The sequence below is a fragment of the Cupriavidus metallidurans CH34 genome, assembly GCF_000196015.1.
GTDB lineage: Bacteria > Pseudomonadota > Gammaproteobacteria > Burkholderiales > Burkholderiaceae > Cupriavidus > Cupriavidus metallidurans.
The window spans coordinates 1752238-1776094 of record NC_007973.1 but is presented as its reverse complement, the minus strand read 5'-3'; the positions used below and the strand labels follow the sequence as shown (position 1 = coordinate 1776094).

General features: G+C 64.1%; 20 protein-coding genes. 15 read left to right on the top strand and 5 right to left on the bottom strand.

Annotated features, from left to right (window positions below; all coding sequences use genetic code 11):
* Window positions 1-27: 27 nt before the first annotated feature.
* The 5 genes from RMET_RS08265 (at window position 28) to RMET_RS08245 (ending at window position 4968) form a co-directional block, all read left to right on the top strand.
* Window positions 28-477, top strand: coding sequence for a hypothetical protein (locus tag RMET_RS08265; RefSeq protein ID WP_011516371.1), 450 nt, complete (start codon window positions 28-30; stop codon window positions 475-477).
* Between the two features lie 245 nt (window positions 478-722).
* On the top strand, window positions 723-878 hold the full coding sequence (locus tag RMET_RS08260; protein ID WP_223277318.1) for a hypothetical protein: 156 nt from the start codon (window positions 723-725) through the stop codon (window positions 876-878).
* A 230-nt stretch (window positions 879-1108) separates the two neighbouring features.
* On the top strand, window positions 1109-2167 hold the full coding sequence (locus RMET_RS08255) for a cyclase family protein (protein WP_011516369.1): 1059 nt from the start codon (window positions 1109-1111) through the stop codon (window positions 2165-2167).
* Window positions 2168-2249: 82 nt separating this feature from the next.
* A complete protein-coding gene (locus tag RMET_RS08250) occupies window positions 2250-3488 on the top strand; it encodes an ABC transporter substrate-binding protein (protein WP_011516368.1) in 1239 nt (412 codons plus the stop codon).
* A gap of 376 nt (window positions 3489-3864) precedes the next feature.
* The gene (locus RMET_RS08245) at window positions 3865-4968 is read left to right on the top strand and encodes a porin (RefSeq protein WP_011516367.1); all 1104 of its coding nucleotides are present in this window, start codon (window positions 3865-3867) and stop codon (window positions 4966-4968) included.
* Window positions 4969-5102: 134 nt separating this feature from the next.
* Here the strand turns inward: RMET_RS08245 and RMET_RS08240 are convergent, their stop codons facing one another.
* Entirely contained in the window at window positions 5103-8606 is a 3504-nt protein-coding gene (locus tag RMET_RS08240) for a pyruvate carboxylase (RefSeq protein ID WP_011516366.1), read from the bottom strand.
* A gap of 542 nt (window positions 8607-9148) precedes the next feature.
* Here RMET_RS08240 and RMET_RS08235 point away from each other — a divergent pair.
* Window positions 9149-9466 (top strand): hypothetical protein, encoded by a 318-nt coding sequence (locus RMET_RS08235; protein ID WP_008650745.1) that lies wholly within the window; start codon window positions 9149-9151, stop codon window positions 9464-9466.
* A 58-nt stretch (window positions 9467-9524) separates the two neighbouring features.
* On the opposite strand, the gene RMET_RS08230 is transcribed toward RMET_RS08235, so the two are convergent.
* Window positions 9525-11204 (bottom strand): thiamine pyrophosphate-binding protein, encoded by a 1680-nt coding sequence (locus RMET_RS08230; RefSeq protein WP_011516364.1) that lies wholly within the window; start codon window positions 11202-11204, stop codon window positions 9525-9527.
* A gap of 249 nt (window positions 11205-11453) precedes the next feature.
* On the opposite strand from RMET_RS08230, the gene RMET_RS08225 reads away from it, so the two are divergent.
* Genes RMET_RS08225 through RMET_RS08205 form a run of 5 tightly spaced genes read left to right on the top strand, consistent with a single transcriptional unit; the run spans window position 11454 to window position 16223 of the window.
* On the top strand, window positions 11454-12455 hold the full coding sequence (locus tag RMET_RS08225) for a Bug family tripartite tricarboxylate transporter substrate binding protein (RefSeq protein ID WP_011516363.1): 1002 nt from the start codon (window positions 11454-11456) through the stop codon (window positions 12453-12455).
* Between the two features lie 2 nt (window positions 12456-12457).
* Window positions 12458-13552 carry a malate/lactate/ureidoglycolate dehydrogenase gene (locus RMET_RS08220; protein ID WP_011516362.1) on the top strand — a complete coding sequence of 365 codons (1095 nt, stop codon included), beginning with the start codon at window positions 12458-12460 and terminating at the stop codon, window positions 13550-13552.
* A gap of 15 nt (window positions 13553-13567) precedes the next feature.
* Window positions 13568-14353 (top strand): 2-dehydro-3-deoxyglucarate aldolase, encoded by a 786-nt coding sequence (gene garL / locus RMET_RS08215; protein WP_011516361.1) that lies wholly within the window; start codon window positions 13568-13570, stop codon window positions 14351-14353.
* A gap of 23 nt (window positions 14354-14376) precedes the next feature.
* Window positions 14377-15288 carry a 2-hydroxy-3-oxopropionate reductase gene (locus RMET_RS08210; RefSeq protein WP_011516360.1) on the top strand — a complete coding sequence of 304 codons (912 nt, stop codon included), beginning with the start codon at window positions 14377-14379 and terminating at the stop codon, window positions 15286-15288.
* Entirely contained in the window at window positions 15288-16223 is a 936-nt protein-coding gene (locus RMET_RS08205) for a LysR family transcriptional regulator (RefSeq protein ID WP_011516359.1), read from the top strand. The genes RMET_RS08210 and RMET_RS08205 overlap by 1 nt, the downstream gene beginning before the upstream one ends.
* Window positions 16224-16280: 57 nt before the next feature.
* Here the strand turns inward: RMET_RS08205 and RMET_RS08200 are convergent, their stop codons facing one another.
* Window positions 16281-17495 carry a monovalent cation:proton antiporter-2 (CPA2) family protein gene (locus RMET_RS08200; protein ID WP_011516358.1) on the bottom strand — a complete coding sequence of 405 codons (1215 nt, stop codon included), beginning with the start codon at window positions 17493-17495 and terminating at the stop codon, window positions 16281-16283.
* 272 nt (window positions 17496-17767) lie between these two features.
* Between RMET_RS08200 and RMET_RS08195 the strand changes: the two genes are divergently transcribed.
* Window positions 17768-18253, top strand: coding sequence for a GFA family protein (locus RMET_RS08195; protein ID WP_011516357.1), 486 nt, complete (start codon window positions 17768-17770; stop codon window positions 18251-18253).
* A gap of 119 nt (window positions 18254-18372) precedes the next feature.
* Here RMET_RS08195 and RMET_RS08190 read toward each other — a convergent pair whose 3' ends face one another.
* Window positions 18373-19437, bottom strand: coding sequence for a porin (locus tag RMET_RS08190; protein WP_008649596.1), 1065 nt, complete (start codon window positions 19435-19437; stop codon window positions 18373-18375).
* A gap of 218 nt (window positions 19438-19655) precedes the next feature.
* Between RMET_RS08190 and RMET_RS08185 the strand changes: the two genes are divergently transcribed.
* Window positions 19656-20348: a response regulator gene (locus tag RMET_RS08185; protein ID WP_011516356.1), complete on the top strand. Its 693-nt coding sequence runs from the start codon at window positions 19656-19658 to the stop codon at window positions 20346-20348.
* On the top strand, window positions 20345-21781 hold the full coding sequence (locus tag RMET_RS08180) for a sensor histidine kinase (RefSeq protein WP_011516355.1): 1437 nt from the start codon (window positions 20345-20347) through the stop codon (window positions 21779-21781). Before RMET_RS08185 ends, RMET_RS08180 begins: the two co-directional genes overlap by 4 nt.
* Here the strand turns inward: RMET_RS08180 and RMET_RS08175 are convergent.
* Window positions 21699-22169 (bottom strand): MarR family winged helix-turn-helix transcriptional regulator, encoded by a 471-nt coding sequence (locus tag RMET_RS08175; protein WP_011516354.1) that lies wholly within the window; start codon window positions 22167-22169, stop codon window positions 21699-21701. The two genes, RMET_RS08180 and RMET_RS08175, sit on opposite strands and share 83 nt — an antisense overlap.
* 136 nt (window positions 22170-22305) lie before the next feature.
* Between RMET_RS08175 and RMET_RS08170 the strand changes: the two genes are divergently transcribed.
* Entirely contained in the window at window positions 22306-23850 is a 1545-nt protein-coding gene (locus tag RMET_RS08170) for a DHA2 family efflux MFS transporter permease subunit (RefSeq protein WP_029307962.1), read from the top strand.
* Window positions 23851-23857: the final 7 nt, after the last annotated feature.

The window sequence follows — 23857 nt, the reverse complement described above, 5'->3', positions numbered from 1 at the left end:
GCATTGAGATGCATCGGAGGCGCCATCATGTCCAGACTCCTTGCCGTGATGTTGCTGACGCTGACCGCTACAGGCGCGGGCGCCGCGACTGCCGTCACCAAGTGTGAAAGCAGCCAGGACACGCTCTATACGGCAACGCCCTCATGCCCCGCCGGCTACACCAACACTACGCGGACCATGCGCGGCAGCGTAGTCACCGTCCCCCGCGCCACACCCAAGGCGCGACAGGCGGAGATGGACTACCTGCAACATCAGGCGCAGATTTCGCAGCAGATCCAGGCTTGGGACGAACGTGACGCCGAGCAGGACTGGCGCTTGATGAATGTGTTCTGGAACCAGTGCCGCGTTCTCGATTACCAGATCCGAGGCACGGAATGGGCCATGGAGCACACCGAATACTGGAGCCGGGCAGACCGCTACCGTGAGGCGGTGAACGCCGCCCGGGCGACGCAGTTCCAGATGGGATGTTTCCTCTGACTTCGGATGGGTCGCGGGACGGCAGCCTCGCCGCCCCGCCGCGGAGCTTCCGGAGCTCCGCACACCGTATATTTCGCCGATATTAAATGCGCTTAGATCGGCATACAGAAAATTTCAGGCGGTTTCCGGCCGGATTCAGGTCTTCTCTCACATACAATCCGTTCCCATCCGGCCCGCCACGTTTACATGATCGAATCATGTTCCGAACGCTGGCAATGCGGTCGCAACCGCTTCCTGTGAAGATCATGCTTACTCTCACTGCGATAGTTGCGTATATGCTGGCCTGCATCGTTGCATTGGCCTTCGGTGCCCGCTGGGTACTCAAGAATGACCCGCTGCTCAAGCAGCAACAACTACTCGACTCCGCAGCTGGCGCTCGCGCGGAAGATCACCCCACCTGACGCGCCACAGACGCTGCAAGCACCGTCACCTTGCCGAAACGCCGGTCCACGAGACCGGCGTTTTGCTTTCCGGGCCTCCCGGATTCCGCCCTGCGCTGCCATCCCTCCGCATAGTTTTGATGCGACGCAAAATGATCTTGCGTCGCCTTTTCGTCTATAAACGCGCAACATGGCGAGACCATGCCGGTTATCAAGGCGAAGCATCAATCCGACAAGAGGAGACACGAAGCATGCGTTGGAAGCAGCGTCCAGAAGGCTCCAACTGGGGCGAATTCGGGCCGGATGATCAACTCGGCCGCGTCAATCTGATCGGGCCCGAGCAGGTGATCAGAGGGGCGAAAGAGATACAGGCAGGCATCAGTTTCTGCCTCTCGCTACCGCTCGATTACCCCGGTGGCAACAAGCTCAATCCGCGACGCCACCCGCCTCAGTTGCGCCCGACATTCCGCGACGACATCCCCTATCTGAACTTCCCGCTGGCCAAGGTGGACCCTGCCGCCACCGATGTGATCAGCGACGATCAGGTATTGCTGTGTCTGCAGTATTCGACGCAGTGGGACTCATTGGCCCACGTTGGCGCGCTGTTCGACGCCGACGGCGATGGCCGTCCGGAACGGGTCTACTACAACGGCTACCGGGCCAATGCCGACATCGTTGGACCCGTGGACTACGCCGAGGATGACCACTTCGAAGCCCACGATTGCGGCCACGGCCACGGCAGCCATGCCGATGCGCTCGGCATCGAGAATTTCGCCGTCAAGGGCATGCAAGGCCGAGGCGTGCTGGTCGATCTGGCCGACGTCTACGGCACCGGATACCGCAATGTGGGCTACGAAGACCTGATGCGGGCGATGGAGACACACCAGGTGGAAGTGGAACGCGGCGACATGCTGCTGCTGCGCACCGGCTTTGCCGAGGTGGTGCTGTCGATGCAACGCGAGCCCGACGAGAATGTGCTGCACCACAGCTGCTGCGCCCTGGATGGGCGCGACGACCGCCTGCTCAACTGGATCACCGATGCCGGCATCGCCGCGCTGATCGCGGACAACTATGCCGTCGAACGCTATCCGGCACGCCCGGCGCCGGCCGACGCGAAAACCCACCCGCTGCTGCCGCTGCATCATCACTGCCTGTTCAAGTTGGGATTGCCGCTCGGCGAACTCTGGTATCTGCGCGAACTGGCCGACTGGCTGCGCGCGCATCGTCGCACCCGCTTCATGCTGACCGCGCCACCGCTCAGGCTGCCGGGTGCCGTGGGATCGCCGACGACGCCGATCGCGACAGTCTGACTTGCTCCCCTCTCCCTCGCGTGGGCGAGGGGAAAAAGCCAGAAGAACCCGGAAGGACACCCGAACACCAAGGAGGAGACGCATGAAAACAAAAGCACAAAAGCTCGCTGCCGCGGTACTGGTCACGGCGGCATTCACCAGCGTGGCCGCGCACGTCCACGCGCAACCCAAGCCCGGTATCTCCGACGATATCGTCAAGATCGGACTACTGCTCGACATGAGCGGCCTGTACTCCGACGTCACCGGGCGCGGTAGTGCCGCCGCCGCGCAGATGGCGATCGACGACTTCGGCGGCAAGGTACTTGGCAAGAAGATAGAACTGGTGGTGGTCGATCACCAGAACAAGGCCGATATCGCCGCCAACAAGGCGCGCGAATGGTTCGATCAGGACCACGTGGACGCGATCCTCGACGTGGCCGCATCGGCGCCCGCGCTGGCCGTGCTGGACGTCGCCAAGCAAAAGAACAAGATCGTGGTGTTCTCGGGCCCCGGCACGGAGCGCATCACAAATGATCTGTGCACGCCCGTGTCCGTCCACTACGCATATGACACCTACGCGCTGGCCAACACCACCGCGCGCGCCATGGTCGAGCGTGGCGGCAAAACGTGGTTTTTCCTGACGGCCGACTACGCCTTCGGCCATACACTGCAGCAATCGGCCACCGCCGTGGTCAATGAGGCCGGCGGCCGCGTGCTGGGCGCCGCACGGCATCCTCTCAACACGAGCGACTTCGCCTCTTATCTGCTGCAGGCCCAGGCCAGCAAGGCACAGGTGGTAGGACTGGCCAATGCCGGTGGTGACACTGTCAACGCGATCAAGGCCGCATCCGAGTTCGGCCTGACACGCAATGGCAATCAGAAGCTGGCCGGGCTGCTGCTTTACATCAACGACATCCATGCCATCGGCCTGAAGACCGCCCAGGGTCTGGTGCTGACCGAGGCGTTTTACTGGGACATGAATGACGCCACGCGCGCGTGGTCACGCCGTTATTTCGAGAAGGTCAAGAAGATGCCGAACATGAGCCAGGCCGGTGTCTACTCATCGGTCTCGCACTACCTGAAGGCTGTGCAGGCAACCGGTACCGACGAGACCGCGGCGGTCATGAAGCAGATGAAAGCCACGCCGATCAACGACTTCTTCGCAAAGAACGGACGCATCCGCGAGGACGGCCGCATGGTGCACGACATGTACCTGTTCGAAGTGAAGAAGCCCGAGGAATCGAAGTATCCGTGGGACTACTACAAGCTACTGGCCACGGTGCCTGGAGACCAGGCGTTCATTCCGCCTTCGAAGTCGCAATGCCCGTTGCTGAAGAAGTAACGAACATCTTTAGAGTCATGCGTGGCGTCGACGCGCCGCGCATGATGCTGCGACTCGACGTGGTATGGCAATTCGTCGATAGGCCTGATCGAGCCAGCGCTACTCCTGAACGGAAAACTGAAACGGTTTGGTGACCCGTCCACCGGGATCGGAAAGCGCGCCAATGGCCGCGAAAAGGTGTGGCACCTTCATCGCGCAACCAGATTGGACATCCTTTCTCCCTTCAACACGCCCCTGGCATTGTTCACAGCCACGAACAAACTGTCACCAATTCCACTCTTCTTTGCTTCGTCTCCTCTCGTTACATTCCTGACGCCGCACCGCGCCCGAGCCCGCAAGGAGGCGTGCGTGCGTCTGATAACAAGGATCACGAAGCATGAAGACCCGTATAACCTGCCTGGCCGCGCTGGCCATTCTGCCCACCCTGCCCGCCACGGCCCACGCCGACGGCAGCATTACGCTCTATGGCGTCGTCGATGCCGGCGTGGAATACCTGACCCACGTACCGAACACCGCCGGCGGTAGCAACAGCGTTGTCCGCCTGTCGGCCGGCAACCTGTCGACCTCGCGTTGGGGCCTGCGTGGCAGCGAGGATCTTGGTGGTGGCCTGAAAGCCATCTTCACGCTGGAGAACGGTTTCGACCTGGACACCGGCAACGCCAACCAGGCCGGCCGGCTGTTCGGCCGCCAGGCATTCGTGGGCCTGCAGAACCAGTACGGATCGCTGACGCTGGGTCGTCATCAGACCGTACTCTATGACTTCTCGCTCACGTATGACCCGATGGCCATCGCCACGCGCTACTCGGTGCTGATGCACGACAAGTGGATGTCGGGCCGGGCCGACAACTCGCTGAAGCTGACCGGCAAGCTTGGCGCGGTCTACTACGGGCTGTTCTACAGCACCGGCTACGACAGCAAGGCCGGTGGCGAGATTCCGGGCGACTACAAGGCTGGCCGCAACTGGTCGGCCGCGGCCGGCTACGATGCGGGACCGCTGTCGGCGCGCGTGGTCTACGACGAAGTGCGCGGCAGCACCGTTGCTACCGATGACAATCGCGAGCGCCGCGCCAGCATCGGCGCCAGCTACAACTTCGGCCGAGGTCGGGCTTTTGCCGGCTACCGCTGGTACTACGGCGATTTCGCCACCAGCTCGCTGCGCACCAACCTGTACTGGCTTGGCGCGAGCTACCAGGTGACGCCTGCGGTCACCGTGACCGGCGCAGCCTACTACACCGACGTGCGCAACAGCAGCGGCGATCCGTACAGCTTCGTGCTTTCGGGTACCTATGCGTTCTCGAAGCGTACGGACCTCTACGCCATTGCCGCCTACGCCCAGAACAGCAACGGATCGGCTATGGGACTTTCCGGCTTCGGCCCGTCGCTGAACGCCAACGCGACCACGCTGACGGCCGCCACCGAACAGGTCGGTGCGGGCCAGAACCAGTTCGGCGCGATCATCGGCATCCGCCATCGCTTCTGATCGGCAAGCACATACCAGACACGCTCCACGACGGAGGTTTCCTTCGTCATTGCAGGCCCGCCTTGGCGGGCCTTTTTTGCGTCTGGCCGAATGCCCTTCCCTTTAACGCCCGCCCCCTTCAACGCTTCAACGCTTCAACCCTTCAACTCGATCAGCAGATCCTTCGCTGCCACGCGGTCGCCAGGCTTGACGTGCACGGCAGCGATCTCGCCGTCGCGATCGGCCGCGATGTGGGTCTCCATCTTCATCGCCTCCAGCGCGAGCAGCGTCGTGCCGGCTGCCACACGCTGCCCGGGCTGCACCGCCACGGTCACGATCGAGCCCGGCATCGGCGCGGCGATGTGCAACGGGTTCTCGGGATCCGCAACCTGGCGGCCCTGTCGGGCCGTGGCCACGCTGACCGTACTGCGCTGCTCGATCAGGGCCGTGCGCGACTGGCCGTTCAGCTCGAACTGGACCTTGATCACGCCCTCTTCGGCATCGGGGTGAGTGCCTTGCAGCGAGACGAGGAGTGTCTTGCCCGCCGCAATGTCGACGGCCACTTCTTCCTGGGGCTGCAGCCCGTACAGATAGGCCGGGGTCGGCAGCACCGATGTATCGCTATAGGCGCGCACATGCGCGTGGTACTCGACCGTCTGCTTCGGATACATCAGGTACGACGCCAGTTGCATGTCATCGAGCGGCTGCTCGCAGGCGGCCTCACCCTGTGCGCGGACGACATCGAGATCGACGGCCGGGATCAGGTCGCCCGGACGGTACGGCGCGGGCGGCTCACCTCGGAGCACCTTGCGCGAAAGCTCGGCCGGGAAGCCATCCGGCGGGAAGCCCAGTTCGCCCTTGAACAGCGACACCACGGATTCGGGGAATGCCACCTCCTTGTTCGGATCGCACACATCCGCTGCCGTCATATCGTTGGCCACCATCATCAGCGCCAGATCGCCAACCACCTTCGACGTAGGCGTCACCTTCACGATGTCACCGAACATCCGGTTGACGTCGGCGTAGGCGCGCGACACTTCGGTCCATCGATGCTCGATGCCAAGCGAGCGAGCCTGCTCGCGCAGGTTCGTGTACTGGCCACCCGGCATCTCGTGGCGATAGACGTCGGCAGTACCAGCGCGAATTTCGGACTCGAACGGCGCGTAGTAGCGGCGCACGCCCTCCCAATACATCGACGCTTCGTGCAGGCGGTCCAGACTGAGTCCGGGATCGCGCTCGCTGCCGGCCAGCGCGGCGACAATACTCGACAGGTTCGGTTGCGACGTGAGCCCGCTCATCGCGTCCAGCGCGCCGTCGACGGCATCGCAGCCCGCCTCGATGGCAGCCAGTGCCGATGCCGCTGAAATGCCGCTGGTATCGTGTGTGTGGAAATGCACGGGCAGCCCGGTCTCTTCCTTCAGCGCCTTGACCAGCGCCGCAGCGGCCTGGGGGCGGCAGATACCCGCCATGTCCTTGATGCCGAGCACGTGCACGCCAGCGCGTTGCAGTTCGCGGGCGATGCCCACGTAGTACTTCAGGTCGTACTTGGGGCGGGAGCCATCGAACAGATCGCCCGTATAGCAAATCGCACCTTCGCACAGCGCGCCGGTTTCGCCTACGGCGTCGATCGCCACGCGCATGTTGCGCACCCAGTTCAACGAATCGAACACGCGGAATACGTCCACGCCGGTACTGGCGGCCTGCTTGACGAAGAAACGCACCACGTTGTCCGCGTAGTTCGTGTAACCGACGGCATTCGAGCCGCGCAGCAGCATCTGGAACAGGATGTTCGGCACGCGCTCGCGCAGTTGCGCCAGGCGCTGCCACGGGTCTTCCTTCAGGAAGCGCAAGGCCACGTCGAACGTGGCGCCGCCCCAGCACTCCATCGAAAACAGTTGCGACAGCTCGCTGGCGTAGAACGGCGCGATCGGCAGCATGTCTGCCGTACGCATCCGTGTGGCAAACAACGACTGGTGCGCATCGCGCATGGTGGTGTCGGTCAGCAGCACCTGCTTCTGATCCAGCATCCAGCTTGCGAATTTCTCCGCGCCCAGTTCACGCAGTCGATCGCGCGTGCCGAGGGGAAGCGGTCTGGTGGTGTCAACCACCGGCAGGACTGGCCTCGGAAGCGGCAACTGCGGCACCGCGCGGCCCGTCATTTCCTGATGACCGTTGATGCTGACGTCGCCCAGATAGCTCAACAGCTTGGTGGCGGTATCACGCCGTTTGGTGAAGGCCAGCAGTTCCGGCGTCAGGTCGATAAAGCGCGTGGTGACGTCACCGCTCCCAAACGCGGGATGGTTGATGACGTTCTCCAGGAACTGCAGGTTGGAGGACACCCCGCGAATGCGGAACTCGCGCAGGGCGCGATCCATGCGGCGGATCGACTCGGCGGCCGTCGGCGCCCAGGTGGTGACCTTGACCAGCAGCGAATCGTAGTACGGCGTGATCACCGCGCCGCCATAGGCGGTGCCGGCATCCAGGCGCACCCCGAAGCCGGCCGCGCTGCGATACGCGGTGAGACGGCCATAGTCCGGCAGGAAGCCATTCTCAGGGTCCTCGGACGTGATCCGGCATTGCAGCGCGTGGCCATTGAGCGGAATCTGGGCCTGCGGCGGCACGCCCGCCGCGCGCGTGGTGATATCGCCGTTCTCGTCGAGCGTGTCTTCGGTCATGCCGATCCGGCCGCCTTCCGTGACGCGGATCTGTGCCTTGACGATGTCGATCCCCGTGATCATTTCGGTGACCGTGTGTTCCACCTGGATACGTGGATTGACCTCGATGAAGTAGAACTTGTTCGTGTCCGCATCCATCAGGAATTCCACCGTGCCGGCGTGCGAATAGCCGACCGCGCCCATCAGGCGCAGCGCCGCGTCGCACAGTGACGCGCGACCGGCCGCATCCATGTATGGCGCAGGCGCGCGTTCGATAACCTTCTGGTTGCGCCGCTGCACCGTGCAGTCACGCTCGTGCAGATGCACGAGATTGCCGTGCGTGTCGCCCAGGATCTGCACCTCGACGTGGCGCGCGTTGCGCACCAGCTTCTCCAGGTACACCTCGTCGTTGCCAAACGCGGCCAGCGCCTCGCGACGGGCCGCCGCCAGCGAAGGCTCCAGGTCCTGTTCGCTCTCCAGTACCCGCATGCCACGGCCACCACCACCCCAGCTCGCCTTGAGCATCAACGGATAGCCAATGCCGGCCGCCAGGCGCTTGCACTCGGCCAGATCGAGCGGCAGCGGATCGGTCGCCGGCATGACGGGCACACCCGCCGCAATGGCCGCATTACGCGCCGCCACCTTGTTGCCGAGCATCCGCATGACTTCAGGCGATGGCCCGATCCAGCGAATGCCAGCGTCGATGACCGCCTGGGCGAAGTCCGGGTTCTCGGACAGAAAACCATACCCCGGGTGAATCGCGTCGACCTTTGCCTGCCGGGCGATCCGCAGAACGTCTTCGATATCGAGGTAAGCCGCCAGCGGCTTCTTGCCGTCGCCAACCAGATAGCTCTCATCGGCCTTGAAGCGATGAAGCGCGAGCCGGTCCTCCTTCGAGTAGATAGCGACTGTGCGGATGCTCATCTCGGCGGCGGCCCGCATCACGCGAATCGCGATCTCGGAACGGTTGGCAATCAACAACGACTTGATCGGGGCGAAGTCCATAGGGCATGCAACCTAAGCGAACAGGCCACGCGTGGGGACACGCCATGGCCAGAAGTCAGAAGACGGCGGTGGGCAGGTCCTGCCCATGCCGGAGAAGTCGGAGATCAGCCCGTCGGCACTGCACGGTGAGCGGGATTGACGATCAACTTGCGCGCACATTCACGTGTACGTCTGCAGGGGTCGAAAACGCAAAAAGCGGGCCACAAGGTGGCGGTGCGCGTATCTCGTTGATTTGTCAGGGAATATCAATCGCAGCGGTTTGATGCGATGGTTTCAGGAATGAAATTCATAAGTTCAATCGTGAAATCCGCCATTACCGAGCGACACCACTTGCCCCCCATCTTCATGGCGCCCGACTGCAGGGTGTTATGGGCACCATCTGCCGCTATCTCCCCTATTTCGGGACGTAAAGGGGGCAAAGGCTGATACCGGCCACCCCACGGCCAGGATTCCTATACTGTCCCCTTGAAAATTCCTGATCACTGTATATATTTACAGTAACTGTATGGATGAACAGTCCTAGGAATTCTCGGAGGTATCAGATGGAACACCTGATCCGCGTGCAAAACGAATACGACCGACAGGTACTGGTGTGGCTGCGAGGCCGGATTGGCGATGCCGCCCTGATGTCTGCCGCCAGGCGTGTCGCAGCGGATGGGAAGAAGCCTTATCTTTCCACCATCTGCCGGCTGCTCAATATCCGGGCGCCATCGCGCCGGAGCTTCGCCGAGGAAGCGCGCAAGACCCATCGCGCCGTGGGCGAGCGCTATCTGGCGCAGATTCGCCAGATCCTGAACCAGCCGGCTGCCCAAATGAAAACGGCCGGACACGAAGTCCGGCCGCAGGCAACGCTCTTCTAGGATCAGTCGGAGCAACCCAACCTTTCCGACGTTTCCGACCTTAATGGCCGATCCGATTTCAGGTCGGCATTTCGGTCACCCGCATGGCGGGCGTGATCTGAAGCGGGTCGGTCAGCAGTTCCAGCACGGCGGGCTTGCCGGCATTGCGGGCCCGCTCGAAGGCCGCCGCGAAATCCTCGGTTTTCTCCACGCGCTCGGCCCAGGCGCCGCAGGCGCGCGCCATGCCAACGAAATCCGGATTGACGATCGTCGTGCCGCTTTGACGGCCCGGGTAGCGGCGCTCCTGATGCATCCGGATCGTGCCGTACATACGGTTGTTGACCACCACCACGATCAGGTTGACGCCATGCGCCGCAGCGGTGGCGATCTCCTGCGGGTACATCAGGAAGCAGCCGTCGCCGGCCAGACAGACCACGGTCTTTTCCGGATGACGCAACTTGGCTGCGATCGCCGCCGGCAGGCCATAGCCCATCGCGCCACAGGTCGGCGCCAGTTCGGTACGGGGGCGCTTGTAGGCGTAGAAGCGGTGCAGCCAGACGGCATAGTTGCCTGCACCGTTGGTCACGACCGAATCCTCGGGCAGCACGCTGCTCAGGTGCGAAATCGCGGCGGACATATTCACGCCGCTCAATTCCGAATGCGGCTTCGGCGGTGTGACAAAGGCCTCGTGATCCGCGCGCGCGCCCGCCGTCCACGACTTCCACGGTACCTGCGCTGGCGGCTGCAGCGATGCGAGCATCGCCGCGCCGGGTTCCACCCCGGCATGGATCGGCAGCGCGGCCTGGTAGACGCGGCCCAACTCGAAGCTGTCGGCATGGATATGCACGAGCTTCTGTTTCGGCCGCGGCACCTCGAGCATTGTGTAGCCATCGGTGGCGATGTCCCCGAGGCGCGTGCCGAATGCGACGATCAGGTCGGCGGTTTCCACGCGCTCAGCAAGCTTCGGATTGACGCCCAGGCTCAGGTGCCCGACGTAATGCGGATCACGATTGTCGAGCACGTCCTGGCGGCGGAAGGCGCAGGCCACCGGCAAATCCCATGCGTGCACGAAGGCCGCGAAGTCGCGCACAGTGGCTTCCGTCCAGTTGGCGCCACCGGCGATCACGAGCGGACGCTCCGCCGCGCGCAGGGCCGAGGCCAGCGCCTGGGCATCTTCGGCACGCGGGGCCGCTGCCACCGCGCGATACGGCGCCGCGTCGACGCAGTCCACCATGTTGTCGAGTACGTCCTCCGGCAATGCCAGCACCACCGGGCCGGGACGGCCCGACGTAGCCACCTGGAAGGCACGGGCCACCATCTCCGGAATCCGCGCGGGATCATCGATTTCGGCCGCCCACTTGGCCATCGAGCCGAAGACCGCGGCGTAATCCACTTCCTGGAACGCTTCCCGCCCCTTGTGCTCGCGCGCGATCTGGCCAACGAACAGGATCATCGGCGTGGAATCCTGCGCGGCGATATGCACGCCGCAGCTTGCGTGCGTGGCGCCCGGTCCGCGCGTCACGAAGCAGATGCCGGGACGCCCGGTCAGCTTGCCGTCCGCCTCCGCCATGTTGGCGGCCGCCCCTTCGTGCTTGGTAACGATCAGGTCGATCGCCGGCTGGTCATGCAGCGCGTCCAGAACATCCAGAAAGCTCTCCCCCGGCACGCAAAAAATGCGCTCGGTGCCGTGGATGCGAAGTTGATCGACGAGGACACGTCCGCCAGTGCGGGCGACGGGAGAAGAAGCGTTAGCGGTCATATCGAAAGCCTGCGATGGAATGTCTGCGATTGTTCCGTTTGACGCGCGCCCTCGCGCGGTCTATCGTGCATTTCTGTTATGCAGATTCTGCAAGTCAGCGTGGCACTCGCGCGTGTAGATTTGCTGGCGAGGCGCGGAACAAGACGCCCGGATCTGCCCACGGAACCGACAGGCAGAACAAGAAGAAAACACAGCGAATATCGTACCGCAACGCCGTACTCACCCGTTCGCGTAACAGGAGACAACGCAATGTTTTTCACCCATCGTCGGATGCGGCCCATGCTGGCCGTGCTTTGTGCCGGATGCATGACCATCGCCACGCAGGCCGGCGCGCAGTCTGCCGATCACTGGCCCAGCAAGCCCATCACCTACGTGGTGCCATTCGCGGCGGGCGGCACTACCGATCTGCTGGGCCGCCTGATCGGGCAGCGCCTGTCGCAGACGCTGGGCCAGTCGATCGTGGTGGAAAACCGCGCGGGCGCGGGCGGCAACATCGGCTCGGACTACGTGGCCAAGGCCGCCCCCGATGGCTATACCCTGCTCGGCGGCACGATCAGCTCCCACGCGATCAATATCAGCCTGTATCCGAAGATGCCGTATGACCCGGTCAAGAACTTCCAGCCTGTGGCACTGATCGGCACCCTGCCGAACGTGCTGGTGGTCAATGCCAACAGCCCATGGAAGAGCGTGCAGGACGTGATCGCCGCGGCCAAGGCCAAGCCGGGCTCGGTCAACTTCGGGTCGTCGGGCAACGGCACGTCGCAGCATCTGGCAGCCGAACTGTTCGCCAACATGGCCGGGCTGCGCATGACCCATGTTCCCTACAAAGGCAGCAGCCAGGCTGTGCAGGCGCTGCTGGGCAACCAGGTCGACATCGTGTTCGAGAACAGCGTGGCGGCGATGCCGATGATCCAGGCCGGCAAGTTCCGCGCGCTGGCCACGACTGGCGCAAAGCGCGCGCCGGAACTGCCCGACGTGCCGACCATGGCCGAGTCCGCCCCCGGCCTGTCCGGCTATGAAATCGTGTCATGGCAGGCGATCTTCGCGCCGGCTGGCACACCGATGCCGATCATCAACAAGCTCTCCGGCGAGATCGGCAAGATCATTCGCCAGCCCGATGTGCGCAGCAAGCTGGCAGCGATGGGCATCGAACCCTCGGGCGCCGGCCCCACCGAACTGGGCAACTTCCAGAAAAGCGAAGTTGCCAAATGGGCAAACCTGATCAAGGTGGCCAATATTCACCTGGAGTAAGCATGAGTGAACACCGTATTCCGACCGCCGGCCTGCATCAGTGGGTGGTCGATCTCTGGCTGGCGGCAGGCTCCGATGCCCGCGAGGCCCGGCTGACCGCCGATCACCTCGTGGGCGCCAACCTGTCGGGCCACGACTCTCACGGCGTGGGGATGATCCCGAAGTATGTGATGTCGTGGCAAGGCGATCAGCTCCAGCTCAACCAGAAGGTCAGCGTGGTGCACGAATCGGGCGGCATCCTGAGCCTGGACGGCAATCGCGGCATGGGCCAGGCGGTGACCGAACAGGCCATGGGGATGGGCATCGAACGCGCCCGCGAGCATGGTGTCTGCGTGCTTGGCCTGCGCCGCTCGCACCATCTGGGCCGGGTCGGCCACTGGGCCGAGCAGGCCACGGCAGCCGGCATGATCTCGATCCATTTCGTCAACGTCCTCTCCAAGCCGATCGTCGCGCCACACGGCGGCTACGACGCGCGCTTCGGCACCAATCCGTTCACGATCGGCGTGCCGCTACCCGCGCAGCCGCCTCTGGTGCTCGACTTCGCCACCAGCGCCATCGCGCTTGGCAAGGTGCGCGTGGCCCACAACAAGGGCGTGGCGGTACCGCCGGGCTCCTTGATGGACCCGAACGGTCACCCCACCGACGATCCCTCGGTCATGTTCCCGGGCGCTGGCGGCCCGCAGGGCGCGCTGCGCACGTTCGGCGAGCACAAGGGCTACGTGCTGGCCGTGATGTGCGAACTGCTCGGCGCGGCGGTGACCGGTGGCCATACGATCCGTCCGGAGACGCTCACGCACGAACATGCGGTGTGGAACAACATGCTGGCGATCATCTTCGATCCGGCACGACTGGGCAGCAGCACCACCTTCGGCCACGAGGTCGAGGCGTTTGTCGAATGGGTCAAGGCGTCACGGCTGCAGCCGGGCAATGACCAGATCCGCCTGCCCGGCGACACGGAACGCGAATGGCGCCGCGCCCGCGCCGATTTCATCCCCGTGGACAGCAGCACGCTGGCCCAGCTAGACGATGCCGCCGCTCGCGTGCTTCAGGCGCGTGGCAAGTCGCCGGGGCCGGTCTCGGCGCTGGCGACCGATTGAACCAGGAGTAACCGCATGACCCAACATCTGCCGCAGATCACCCCCCTGCCAAACCGTTTCCGGGCCGACGTGCTCGCGCGCAAGCGCCTGATTGGCCTGTGGAGCTCGCTGGGCCAGCCCGTGACCACCGAGATCATCGGCCTGGCCGGATTTGACTGGCTGCTGCTCGACGGAGAACACTCACCCAATGACGTGCTGACGTTCATGCCGCAACTCATGGCGCTCAAGGACAGCACCAGCGCGCCGGTGGTTCGCCCGCCGTGGAACGACCCAGTGATGCTCAAGCGGCTGCTCGATATCGGCTTCTACAATTTCCTGATTCCGTTCGTGGAATCGGCGGAAGAAGCCCGTCGTGCCGTGCGCGCCACGCGCTACCCGCCTGACGGCATCCGTGGCGTCTCCGGCGCGCAGCGCCAGAACCGCTATGGCACGTTGCCGGACTTCTTCAAGACCATCAACGACAATATCTGCGTGCTGGTACAGATCGAAAGCCGCAAGGGCGTGGAAGCGGCCGACGAAATCTGCGCGGAACCCGGCGTTGACGGCATCTTCATCGGCCCCAACGACCTGGCCGCAGCCTACGGGCATCTGGGCAACCCGAACCATCCTGAGGTCCAGGCAGCCGTGCGGCAGATCTATGAAGCGGCCAACCGCGCCGGCAAGGCCATTGGCACGCTGACGCCCGTGGAAGCCGACGCCAAGCGCTACCTGGACATGGGCGCGCATTTTGTTGCGGTGGGTATCGACAACGCACTGCTGCGCGACGCGGCACGCGCGTTGCGCGAGCGCTTTACCGTGTGACTCCCCTTCAACCGGATATCGACATGAGCAAGATCGGATTTATCGGACTCGGCGTAATGGGCAAGCCCATGGCGCTGCATCTGCAAACGGGCGGCCACGCCGTCCATGCTCATACGCGCAGCGGCGTGCCGCAGGCGTTGCTGGATGCGGGCGTCAAGTCGTGCGCCAGTGCGGCCGATGTGGCGCGGCAGGCCGACGTCATCTTCCTGATGCTGCCGGACACCCCCGACGTCGCACGCGTGCTGTTCGGCGAACAGGGCGTGGCCGAGGGCCTGTCCCCGGGCAAGATCGTGGTGGATATGAGCTCGATCTCGCCAATCGAGACGCGCGAATTCGCGGCACGCATCGAGAAGCTCGGCTGCGACTACGTTGACGCGCCGGTTTCCGGCGGCGAGGTTGGCGCGAAGGCCGCCACGCTGTCGATCATGGCCGGTGGCAAGCAGGATGTCTTCGACAAGGTGCTGCCGCTGCTGCAACTGATGGGCAAGAACATCACGCTGGTCGGCAATGCCGGCGACGGACAGGTGGCCAAGGTGGCGAATCAGGTCATCGTCGCGCTGACGATCGAAGCTGTCAGCGAGGCGCTGGTGCTGGCTGCCAAGGCCGGCGCCGATCCGGCACGCGTGCGGCAGGCGCTGATGGGCGGCTTTGCGAGTTCGCGCATTCTGGAAGTGCACGGCGAGCGCATGATCAAGCGCACCTTCGAACCGGGATTCCGCATCGAACTGCATCAGAAGGACCTGAACCTGGCGCTGTCCACTGCCAAGGCGCTCGGTCTGGGCCTGCCTAACACCGCGTCGTGCCAGCAACTGTTCAACGTATGCGTGGCGCAGGGCGGCGCGGGCTGGGATCACTCGGGACTGGTCAAAGCGATCGAGCACATGTCGTCGTTCGCGATCGGTGACAAGCCGACCAACGCTCCGACCAAAGGCTGATGTCGGCACTTAACTCCGACGATCTCGCGTGCTTTATCTGCGTGGCCAACACGCAGAGCATTTCGCGCGCGGCGCTGGAACTGGGCGCGGACCAGTCGACCGTAAGCCGGCAGATCGCACGGCTCGAGGCGTCGCTGGACACGCGCCTGTTTCACCGCAGCGGCCGCGGCGTGGTGCTGACCGAAGCGGGCAATACGCTGCTAGGCTACGCACGGCAGGTGGCCGCCACGCTGACCGAGGCGCGCGCCGCCGTGCGCGCCTCGACCGCCCAGGGCCCGGCACAGCTCGTGATCGCGGCTCAGCCAACCATCGCCAACACCGCCTTCGCGGCCATTGGCACCGCGCTGAAGACACGCTTTCCGGCAACAAAGCTGCGTTTCGTGGAAGGGCTGGCCAGCCCTATTCTGGCGTGGCTAGCCGCCGGAGAGATCGACGTCGCCCTGCTCTACCTGCCTGAGCAGCAAGGCGCGCTCAAGGTCGACATCCTGCTCGAGGAAGACCTGACACTGGTCACGCCCACGTCGTGGAGCCATCTCGGACCGACGTTCCAGGCCCGCCGCCTGGGTGAAGTGCCGATGATCCTGCCCAGCACCGGGCACGGCCTGCGCGTGCTGGCCGAATCGCTGGCCGCACGGGTCGGCACCACGCTGAACATGGCGCTGGAATGCGATGCGTCGAACACGGTGTCGATGCGGCTCGTCGAAGACGGTTGTGGCGCGACGCTGTTGCCATTCGCCGCAGTGGCGGACCGCGTCGCACAAGGCCGCCTGCATTCCGCGCGGCTGGTCGATCCGGTGGTCACCCGCCAGGTAGCGCTGGCCACGGCACGGAACCGGCCACCTGTGCCGGAACTCTGGGACATCATGCAGACGGTGCGGCTTTCGGTCCGGAATATCGTGATGTCGGGGGCCTGGCCGGGGGCGCGGCTCATCTAAGCAAGATCCGAGCCCCCTCGGGCCATCATCGTGCGGATATCCCGCGTTCATGCAGTGTCAATGCAGATCGGCATCCGGTGCGTCAGCGTGGCGGTTGGCGGCCGGCAGCGGACGCTCCACGTCCCTCGCGACCTCCTTCGTGCGCAATGCCATCAGCAACAACGGCGTTGCGGCCATGGATAGCGCCACCACGGCGGTCACGATGGACGCCTGCTCGCCATTCAACAGGCGTGCCGCCTCGGCCACGGCCATCACGACGAACGCGAACTCACCACCCTGTGAAAGAAGCACCGCAAAGTAAACTCGGTCACCCCGCGGCAACTGAATCTGCCTTGCGAGGAAAAGCAGGCCTGATATCTTGGCGACCAGCAGCACCAGGAGCAGTACGGCAACGAGGAACGGCTTGCTTGCCAGGACATCGAACTTGATCGACATGCCCACGGCCATGAAGAAAAGGCCGAGCAATACGCCCTTGATGGGGCTGATGTCCGCCTCGATTTCCTCGCGGCAGTCGGAGCCCGCCAGCAACACCCCCGCCACGAACGCGCCCAAAGACATCGACAGATGCACGCTTTGCATCAGCAACGCGATGCCGATCACCCAGAGCAACGCGAATACGGTCACCATGTCCCGCGTGCCGCTGCGCCGGATGATCGGCAACAGATACCGCAGCAGAATGGTTCCGCCAAACACTACGGCAGCCAGCATGCCCAGCGCCTCGAGCGCGACGATCCACCCCGCGATCGTGTTGGTAGTGGCCGGTGCGGGGGAAAGCAGCGGCAACAGCGCAATCATCGGGATGGCGGCCATGTCCTGGAACAACAGGATGCCAAAGCTCGCCCGGCCAATCGGCGCCTGCATCAGCCCGCGCTGCTCCAGAATCGCGATCACCATCGCCGTCGACGACAGGGACAGTGCAAAGCCAGCGGCAACCCCTACACGCCAGTTCACCCCGAAGGCGGTGAATGCGAGAGCCAGCAGTACCGCGCAAAGCAGGACCTGGGCACCGCCGTGGCCAAAGATCGATCGCCGCAGGTTCCAGAGTTTTCGAACATCCATCTCGATGCCGATGATGAACATCATCAGCATGATGCCGAGCTCGGCAATGTGCAGCACGGCATTGACATCCGTGACGAACCCGAGCGCGGAGGGACCGATGAGCATCCCGGCGACCAGATAGCCGAGGACGGAACCGAACCCGAGCCTGATGGAGAGCGGCACCACCACAAGGGCCGATGCGAGGAATAGCACTGCCTGGAGTAACAATTCCATGGTTGCCGTCTTCCATGTCAGGTCAATCGGCCGGGTCTGATCATTTCAGTGGAAGAAATAGTCACCCGGTCGGCGCACCACTGGAGCCGCGTCGTTACATTCGCGTCGTGGCGATGAACGCCCCATCATATTCACGCCGGCATCCACTGACAATGCCTCTCTGGATCGAGGACGAGCCTTGAGCGTGACCCGAAGTGCGGACGTTCCGCCTTGAATCCCCGCATCGCGTCACCCACACTGGATCACATCGACACCCCATTCCCGGAGGCTACATGCATCTCGAAGGCTCATGCCAGTGCGGCGCCGTGCGGTTCAGCCTGGAATCGGATTCGCCCTACCCGTTTATGCATTGCCATTGTTCGATCTGCCGCAAGACTGGCGGCGGTGGCGGATACGGGATCAATCTCGGGGGCGATGCCAGCACGCTGCGCGTGCGCGGCAAGACCCATGTCGGACGGTTTCACGCGGTAATTCGCGAGCCCGGCAAGCGACCGGTGCGATCGAAGGCGTTCCGGCATTTCTGCGTGAAATGCGGCAGCCCGCTATGGCTGTGGGATCCGCGCTGGCCGGAACTGGTGCACCCGAACGCGAGCGCCATCGACACACCGCTACCGAAGCCCCCCGAAGTCATCGAGGCAGCGCTCGATTACGCAGCCCCCTGGGTCGACGTGCCACGCGGCAAGGGACACCGGCACGCCCGCACATGGCCGGCCGAGTCTCTGCGGGAATGGCACGAACGGCATGGCCTGCTGGGCTGAAACGAAATTCGGTTGGGCCGTAAACGCAAAAAAAAACGCAAAAACCGGCGGCGCGAGCCCCTCGCACCGCCGGGCGACCGTCCACCACGACGGTCGAAAACAACGATCAGAAAGCGAGATCAGAAGCGGTGCTGCAGACCCGCCGTCACGCCGACCTGGTTATTGGCATAGCCAATATTGTCACGCGAGACACTCACGTTCTGACCATTGCGCGCCTTGGCATAGCCGGCGGACAGATAGGCCATGGTGCGTTTGGAAAGATTGTACTGGGCACGCAGCGAGAACAGGATCGGATCTGCGTCGGTGTCGCCCTTGATGTTCTGCTTGTAGATCGCGCCGTACAGCGTGAAGGCCGGCGTGAAGTCGTACGCGGCGCCCAGCCAGTACATGTCGCTGAGTTGCTTGGCGGCCGACGTCGTGAACGTCTTGCGGTAGTTCCGGTAGCCCGCGTAGACGGACAGCGAACCGAAGTCGTAGCTGGCGCCAGCGTGGATGCCCTGGATGTAGTCGACGCTGTCAGCCGGCGTGGTGCTGGTGCCCGCGCCGTTCTGGCGATCCCAGGTCAGGGCCGCGGCAAACTTGCCGGCTTCATAGCCCACGCCCAGGTCGTACTTGGACGAGCTCTTGAAGCTGCCAGGCACTTCGCCCATCGCCATCGTGCCGCCCACCTTGACCGGACCGAACTTGCCGTCATAGCGCAGCACGTTGGTGGAGCGGGAGAACATGCCGTCCTTGCGGCCGCCCGTGGCGGTGGCCGACGTGGCCCACGAATAGTTCGGCGCGTAACCCATCGGGTCGAACGGGAGCATGAAGTCATAGGTCGTGGTGAAGTCACGGCCCATGCGGATGCTGCCCAGCGTCTTGTCCTGCAGGCCCACCCAGGCGCGACGATCGAACAGCGTGTTGTCCGTGTCGAGCTTGCCGGTGTCGAGGGCAATGCCGGATTCCAGCGTGAAGATTGCCTTCAGCCCGCCGCCAAGGTCTTCAGTGCCGCGCAGACCCCAACGCGACGTGTTCTTGCCGCCCGACGTCATCTTGACCACCGAGCTGCCGGTTGGCCCTGCGTGGCTCACGTACTCGATACCCGAATCGACCAGACCGTACAGGGTCACGCTCGACTGAGCTGCTGCGCCACCCGATGCCACGCAACCCAACGTAGCCAGGGCCAATGCCTTCCGTTTCATACAAGTCTCCTTTGTCTGCTTGTAGTTGTGGAACGGCACGGATGGTATTTGGGCCTCACTTTCAGTTCGCTTTCGATTCGTGGGTATCTGCGGCGTGGGTTATGCACCACGATCGGGATTTCCCTAACTAGGCATACCTGACCCAATGCAGGTATCACTCGTCGCGCGACACTGGTTCGCCCGAGACAAGACTTAGACCTGCCCGCTGTATCCCTCCCATGCGTATCCTGCTTGCCGAAGACAATCTCAAACTGGCCGAATCGCTGGTGGATTCCCTGAGCCAGAGTGGCTTTGCCGTCGACTGCATGCATGACGGCGCCAGCGCCGATCATCTGCTGACCACGCAGGACTACGCCCTGGCCATCCTCGACATCGGCATGCCCCGCCTGGACGGTCTGGAAGTGCTGCGTCGGCTGCGTCAGCGGCGCAATCCGGTACCAGTGCTGATCCTGACCGCGCATGGCTCGGTGGAAGACCGCGTGCGCGGGCTGGACCTGGGTGCCGACGACTACCTGGCCAAACCATTCGCGCTGAACGAACTGGAGGCCCGGGCGCGCGCGCTGATCCGCCGCAGCCACGGCCATGACCGCACCGCGCTCGAATGCGGCCCGCTGCGCTATGACAGCGTGAGCCGTGCCTTCACGCTGCACGGTGAACTGCTGCAACTCACGGGGCGCGAACGCGCCGTGCTGGAAGTGCTGCTGATGCGCGATGGCCGCGCCGTTAACAAGGCCGCGCTGTCGGAGAAGATTTTCGGCATCGATGAGTCGGTCAATGCCGACGCCATCGAAATCTACGTCTACCGCCTGCGCAAGAAGCTGGAAGGCAGCGGCGTGAGCATCGTCACGCTGCGCGGGCTCGGCTATCTGCTGGAATCACGCGACACCGCCACGTCGGACGCGCGCCAATGAAAACAGGCAGCCTGAGGCTGCAGATCACGCTCTGGCTGCTGATACCGCTGCTGGGGCTGCTGGCATTCGACGCGTGGCTGACCGATCGGCGCGCGATGTCCGCGGCCCACCAGGCATTCGACCGCACGCTGGCCGCATCGCTCAAGTCCATGCGCGAAGGGATTTCGCTGCGCGACGGACGCGTCGAAGTGGAAATCCCCAATCTGGCCCTGGAAGTCTTCGACGCCGAGGATGGCTCGCGCGTCTACTACCAGATTCGCGACGAGCGTGGCACGACGATCACCGGCTATGAAGGGCTGCCGATGCCGGAAGGACCGGTGAATTCGCTCTATCGCACCCAGTTCTACGACGCCGAGTACCTTGGCGTGCCCGTCCGCATGGCAGCCATGCCACTGCCGCTGCACGACGTCCGCTCGGCCCGCACGCAAATGGTCTGGGTGCTGCTGGCCGAATCGACCGAGCCGCGCGAGCAGCTTGCCAGCGACATCCTGGTCGGCTCGCTGCTGCAGGAACTGATGCTGATCAGCCTGGCGCTGGGCATCGTCTGGCTTGGCGTGCGGCGGGGCCTGCTGCCGCTGCAACGGCTGTCCGACGCCATGTCCGCACGCGGCCCCGACGATCTGGAGCCATTGGAAGACACCGCGCTGCCGGTCGAAATGAAGCCACTGGTGGCCGCAGTGAACCAGTATGTGGCCCGGCTGCACCGCATGATAGAAGGCCGCAAGCGTTTCTTTGCCGATGCCGCGCACCAACTCAAGACGCCGTTGGCCATCATCCAGGCCGAATCGGAACTCGCACTGCGCGAGAAGGACCTGCCGAGCGTGCGCGCGCACGTCGAGCGGCTGCATGGATCCGTGCAGCAGGCCGCCAAGGAAGTCGCCCAGCTGCTGTCGCTGTCGCGGCTCGAGCCAGACAGCGGCTACGCGCCCACGCTGCGGCACCTGCGATTGGATACGCTGGCGCAGAACGTGGCGCTTGAATGGGCGCCGCTGGCCCGGCGCGCGGGGGTGGATCTGGGTTTCGAGGGTCGCGGCCCGGCCGACATCGACGGCCAGACCGAACTGCTGCAGGAACTGCTCGGGAATCTGATCGACAACGCTATCCGCTATGCGGGCGCCGGCGCGATGGTCACGGTGCGCGTCGACGGGCAACGGCTGGCCGTAGAGGACAACGGTCCCGGCGTGCCCGCGTTCGAGCGCGAGTCGATCTTCAAGCGCTTCTATCGTGGAGAGTCGAGCGCTAGCCGCGATGGCAGCGGCCTGGGGCTGTCGATCGTGCGGGAGATCGCCCGCATTCATGGCGCCGCCGTCGCGCTGGAAAGCACGCCGGGCGGCGGCCTGACCGTGGTGGTTACTTTCCCTGCGCCTGCGCTTGCGTCTGGGCCAGGGCCGGCTTCGACAGATTCCCCCGGGCGCGCTGCAGAAAGCCGATGAATTGCTCCGCTTCTTCGGCGTTGAAGCCGTTGAGCGCCTCCGATGTCACCACATCCCCCACCTCGCGCGCGGCATGCAGTGCCTGCTCCGCTTTTTCCGTCACGCTGACCATGCGCTCGCGGCGATCCGCCGGATTGGGCCGACGCACGATCCAGCCACCCTCCTCCATCCGGTCCAGCAGCCGCCCGGCTGAAATCGGCGCCACTTCCATCAGGTCCGCCAGGCAGGCCTGATTGATTTCCCCATAGTGCGTCAGACACGCAAGCGCACGGTACTGCGCACGCGTCAGGTCTAGCGTCGCGCGGGACAACTCGTCAAATCGCCTGCCGGTCAGCCGGCCAACGTCCGCCACGAGAAAGCCGAAGCGCCTTTCAAGATTTGTTTCCATCGCGCGATTATAGGGAGTCGGGGCGCTCGATCCGCTTTTCTGGCCGTCCGTAACTCGCGTGATCGCCCAAAAACGCCAGTCCATGATTATAATAAGCACGCTTATTAATCTGCGCCAGCCCTTCCAGCCCCCCCCAATGTCCTCCGTGGTTTCCGGCGCGGCACAGCCAGCCGCCACCCCGCTCAACCGGCCGATGATCACCCTTTCGATCATGCTGGCCACGCTGATCCAGACGCTCGACAGCACCATCGCCAACGTGGCCCTGCCGCACATGCAGGGTACGCTTTCGGCCTCGCAGGACGAAATCACATGGGTGCTGACTTCCTACATCGTCGCCGCAGCCATCGCCACGCCGCTGACCGGCTGGCTGTCCGACCAGCTCGGCGTCAAGCGGCTGCTGGCTATCTCGATCGGCGGATTTACCGTGGCTTCGGCGCTGTGCGGGATGGCGGACTCCCTCACCCAGATCGTGGCCGCGCGGCTGCTGCAAGGGGTTTTTGGGGCGGCGCTGGTGCCGCTGTCCCAGTCGATCCTGCTCGATATCAATCCACCGTCGCGCCAGGGGCAGGCCATGGCCGTGTGGGGCATGGGCGTGATGGTCGGGCCAATTCTCGGGCCCACACTGGGCGGCTGGCTGACCGACAGCTACAACTGGCGCTGGGTGTTCTTCATCAACGTGCCGATCGGCCTGTTCGCGTTGTTCGGCGTGCTGGCCTCGCTACCGAACCGCACCCCGGCGCGCAGCATGAGATTCGACGCGTTCGGCTTCGCCACGCTGAGTCTCGCTATCGGGGCGTTGCAGGCCATGCTGGACCGCGGCGAACAACTTGACTGGTTCGGCTCGCTCGAAATCCGCGTCGAGGCGCTGATCTGCGTGATCGCCTTCGCCTACTTCCTGATCCATACGGCCACAGCCGGCGAAAAGTCGTTCTTCCGTTCCGCGCTGCTCAAGGACCGTAATTTCGTCACCGGGGCCTGTTTCATCTTCGTGATCGGCGCGGTCATGTATGCCACCCGCGCGCTGCTGCCGCCGATGCTGCAGAACCTGATGGGCTATCCGGTGGCCACCACGGGGCTGGTTACCGCGCCAAGCGGGCTGGGCACGATGATCGCGATGATGCTGGCGGGCCGGCTGCTGCGGCGCGTGGATGCGCGGCTGCTCCTGTTGGCCGGCTTCCTGATCTCCGCCTTCGCACTGTGGCAGATGATGGGCTACACCGTGGTGCTTTCGATGTCGGATATCGTCGTACCGGGCATCATCCAGGGCTTCGGCCTGGGGCTCGTGTTCGTACCGCTGTCGGCGCTGACGTTCTCCACACTGGAGCCGTCCCTGCGCGCCGATGGCACGGCCACATACAGCCTGATGCGCAATATCGGCAGCAGCATCGGCATCTCGCTGATCCAGACCATGATGACCCGCAACGCGCAGGTGGCGCACAGCGACCTGGTCACGCATATCAACCCGTACAACCCGGCGCTGCAGTCGATGCTCACGCATGGCTCGCGGATCGACATCGCGGTGCTGAACCAGACCATCAACCAGCAGGCAGCGATGATCGCCTATCTGAACGACTTCAAGGCGATGTTCATCGCCACGCTGGTGGTGGTGCCGCTGATCCTGTTGATCCGCCCCGGCGCGAAGCACGCCGACGACAGCCTGGCGCACGCGGCGATGGATTGATGAGGTC

What these genes read in the sequence shown, in the direction of transcription:
- RMET_RS08265 (WP_011516371.1), top strand. Translation starts at nt 28, where the DNA reads ATGTCCAGACTCCTTGCCGTGATGTTGCTGACGCTGACCGCTACAGGC.
- RMET_RS08260 (WP_223277318.1), top strand. Translation starts at nt 723, where the DNA reads ATGCTTACTCTCACTGCGATAGTTGCGTATATGCTGGCCTGCATCGTT.
- RMET_RS08255 (WP_011516369.1), top strand. Translation starts at nt 1,109, where the DNA reads ATGCGTTGGAAGCAGCGTCCAGAAGGCTCCAACTGGGGCGAATTCGGG.
- RMET_RS08250 (WP_011516368.1), top strand. Translation starts at nt 2,250, where the DNA reads ATGAAAACAAAAGCACAAAAGCTCGCTGCCGCGGTACTGGTCACGGCG.
- RMET_RS08245 (WP_011516367.1), top strand. Translation starts at nt 3,865, where the DNA reads ATGAAGACCCGTATAACCTGCCTGGCCGCGCTGGCCATTCTGCCCACC.
- RMET_RS08240 (WP_011516366.1), bottom strand. Translation starts at nt 8,606, where the DNA reads ATGGACTTCGCCCCGATCAAGTCGTTGTTGATTGCCAACCGTTCCGAG.
- RMET_RS08235 (WP_008650745.1), top strand. Translation starts at nt 9,149, where the DNA reads ATGGAACACCTGATCCGCGTGCAAAACGAATACGACCGACAGGTACTG.
- RMET_RS08230 (WP_011516364.1), bottom strand. Translation starts at nt 11,204, where the DNA reads ATGACCGCTAACGCTTCTTCTCCCGTCGCCCGCACTGGCGGACGTGTC.
- RMET_RS08225 (WP_011516363.1), top strand. Translation starts at nt 11,454, where the DNA reads ATGTTTTTCACCCATCGTCGGATGCGGCCCATGCTGGCCGTGCTTTGT.
- RMET_RS08220 (WP_011516362.1), top strand. Translation starts at nt 12,458, where the DNA reads ATGAGTGAACACCGTATTCCGACCGCCGGCCTGCATCAGTGGGTGGTC.
- garL (WP_011516361.1), top strand. Translation starts at nt 13,568, where the DNA reads ATGACCCAACATCTGCCGCAGATCACCCCCCTGCCAAACCGTTTCCGG.
- RMET_RS08210 (WP_011516360.1), top strand. Translation starts at nt 14,377, where the DNA reads ATGAGCAAGATCGGATTTATCGGACTCGGCGTAATGGGCAAGCCCATG.
- RMET_RS08205 (WP_011516359.1), top strand. Translation starts at nt 15,288, where the DNA reads ATGTCGGCACTTAACTCCGACGATCTCGCGTGCTTTATCTGCGTGGCC.
- RMET_RS08200 (WP_011516358.1), bottom strand. Translation starts at nt 17,495, where the DNA reads ATGGAATTGTTACTCCAGGCAGTGCTATTCCTCGCATCGGCCCTTGTG.
- RMET_RS08195 (WP_011516357.1), top strand. Translation starts at nt 17,768, where the DNA reads ATGCATCTCGAAGGCTCATGCCAGTGCGGCGCCGTGCGGTTCAGCCTG.
- RMET_RS08190 (WP_008649596.1), bottom strand. Translation starts at nt 19,437, where the DNA reads ATGAAACGGAAGGCATTGGCCCTGGCTACGTTGGGTTGCGTGGCATCG.
- RMET_RS08185 (WP_011516356.1), top strand. Translation starts at nt 19,656, where the DNA reads ATGCGTATCCTGCTTGCCGAAGACAATCTCAAACTGGCCGAATCGCTG.
- RMET_RS08180 (WP_011516355.1), top strand. Translation starts at nt 20,345, where the DNA reads ATGAAAACAGGCAGCCTGAGGCTGCAGATCACGCTCTGGCTGCTGATA.
- RMET_RS08175 (WP_011516354.1), bottom strand. Translation starts at nt 22,169, where the DNA reads ATGGAAACAAATCTTGAAAGGCGCTTCGGCTTTCTCGTGGCGGACGTT.
- RMET_RS08170 (WP_029307962.1), top strand. Translation starts at nt 22,306, where the DNA reads ATGTCCTCCGTGGTTTCCGGCGCGGCACAGCCAGCCGCCACCCCGCTC.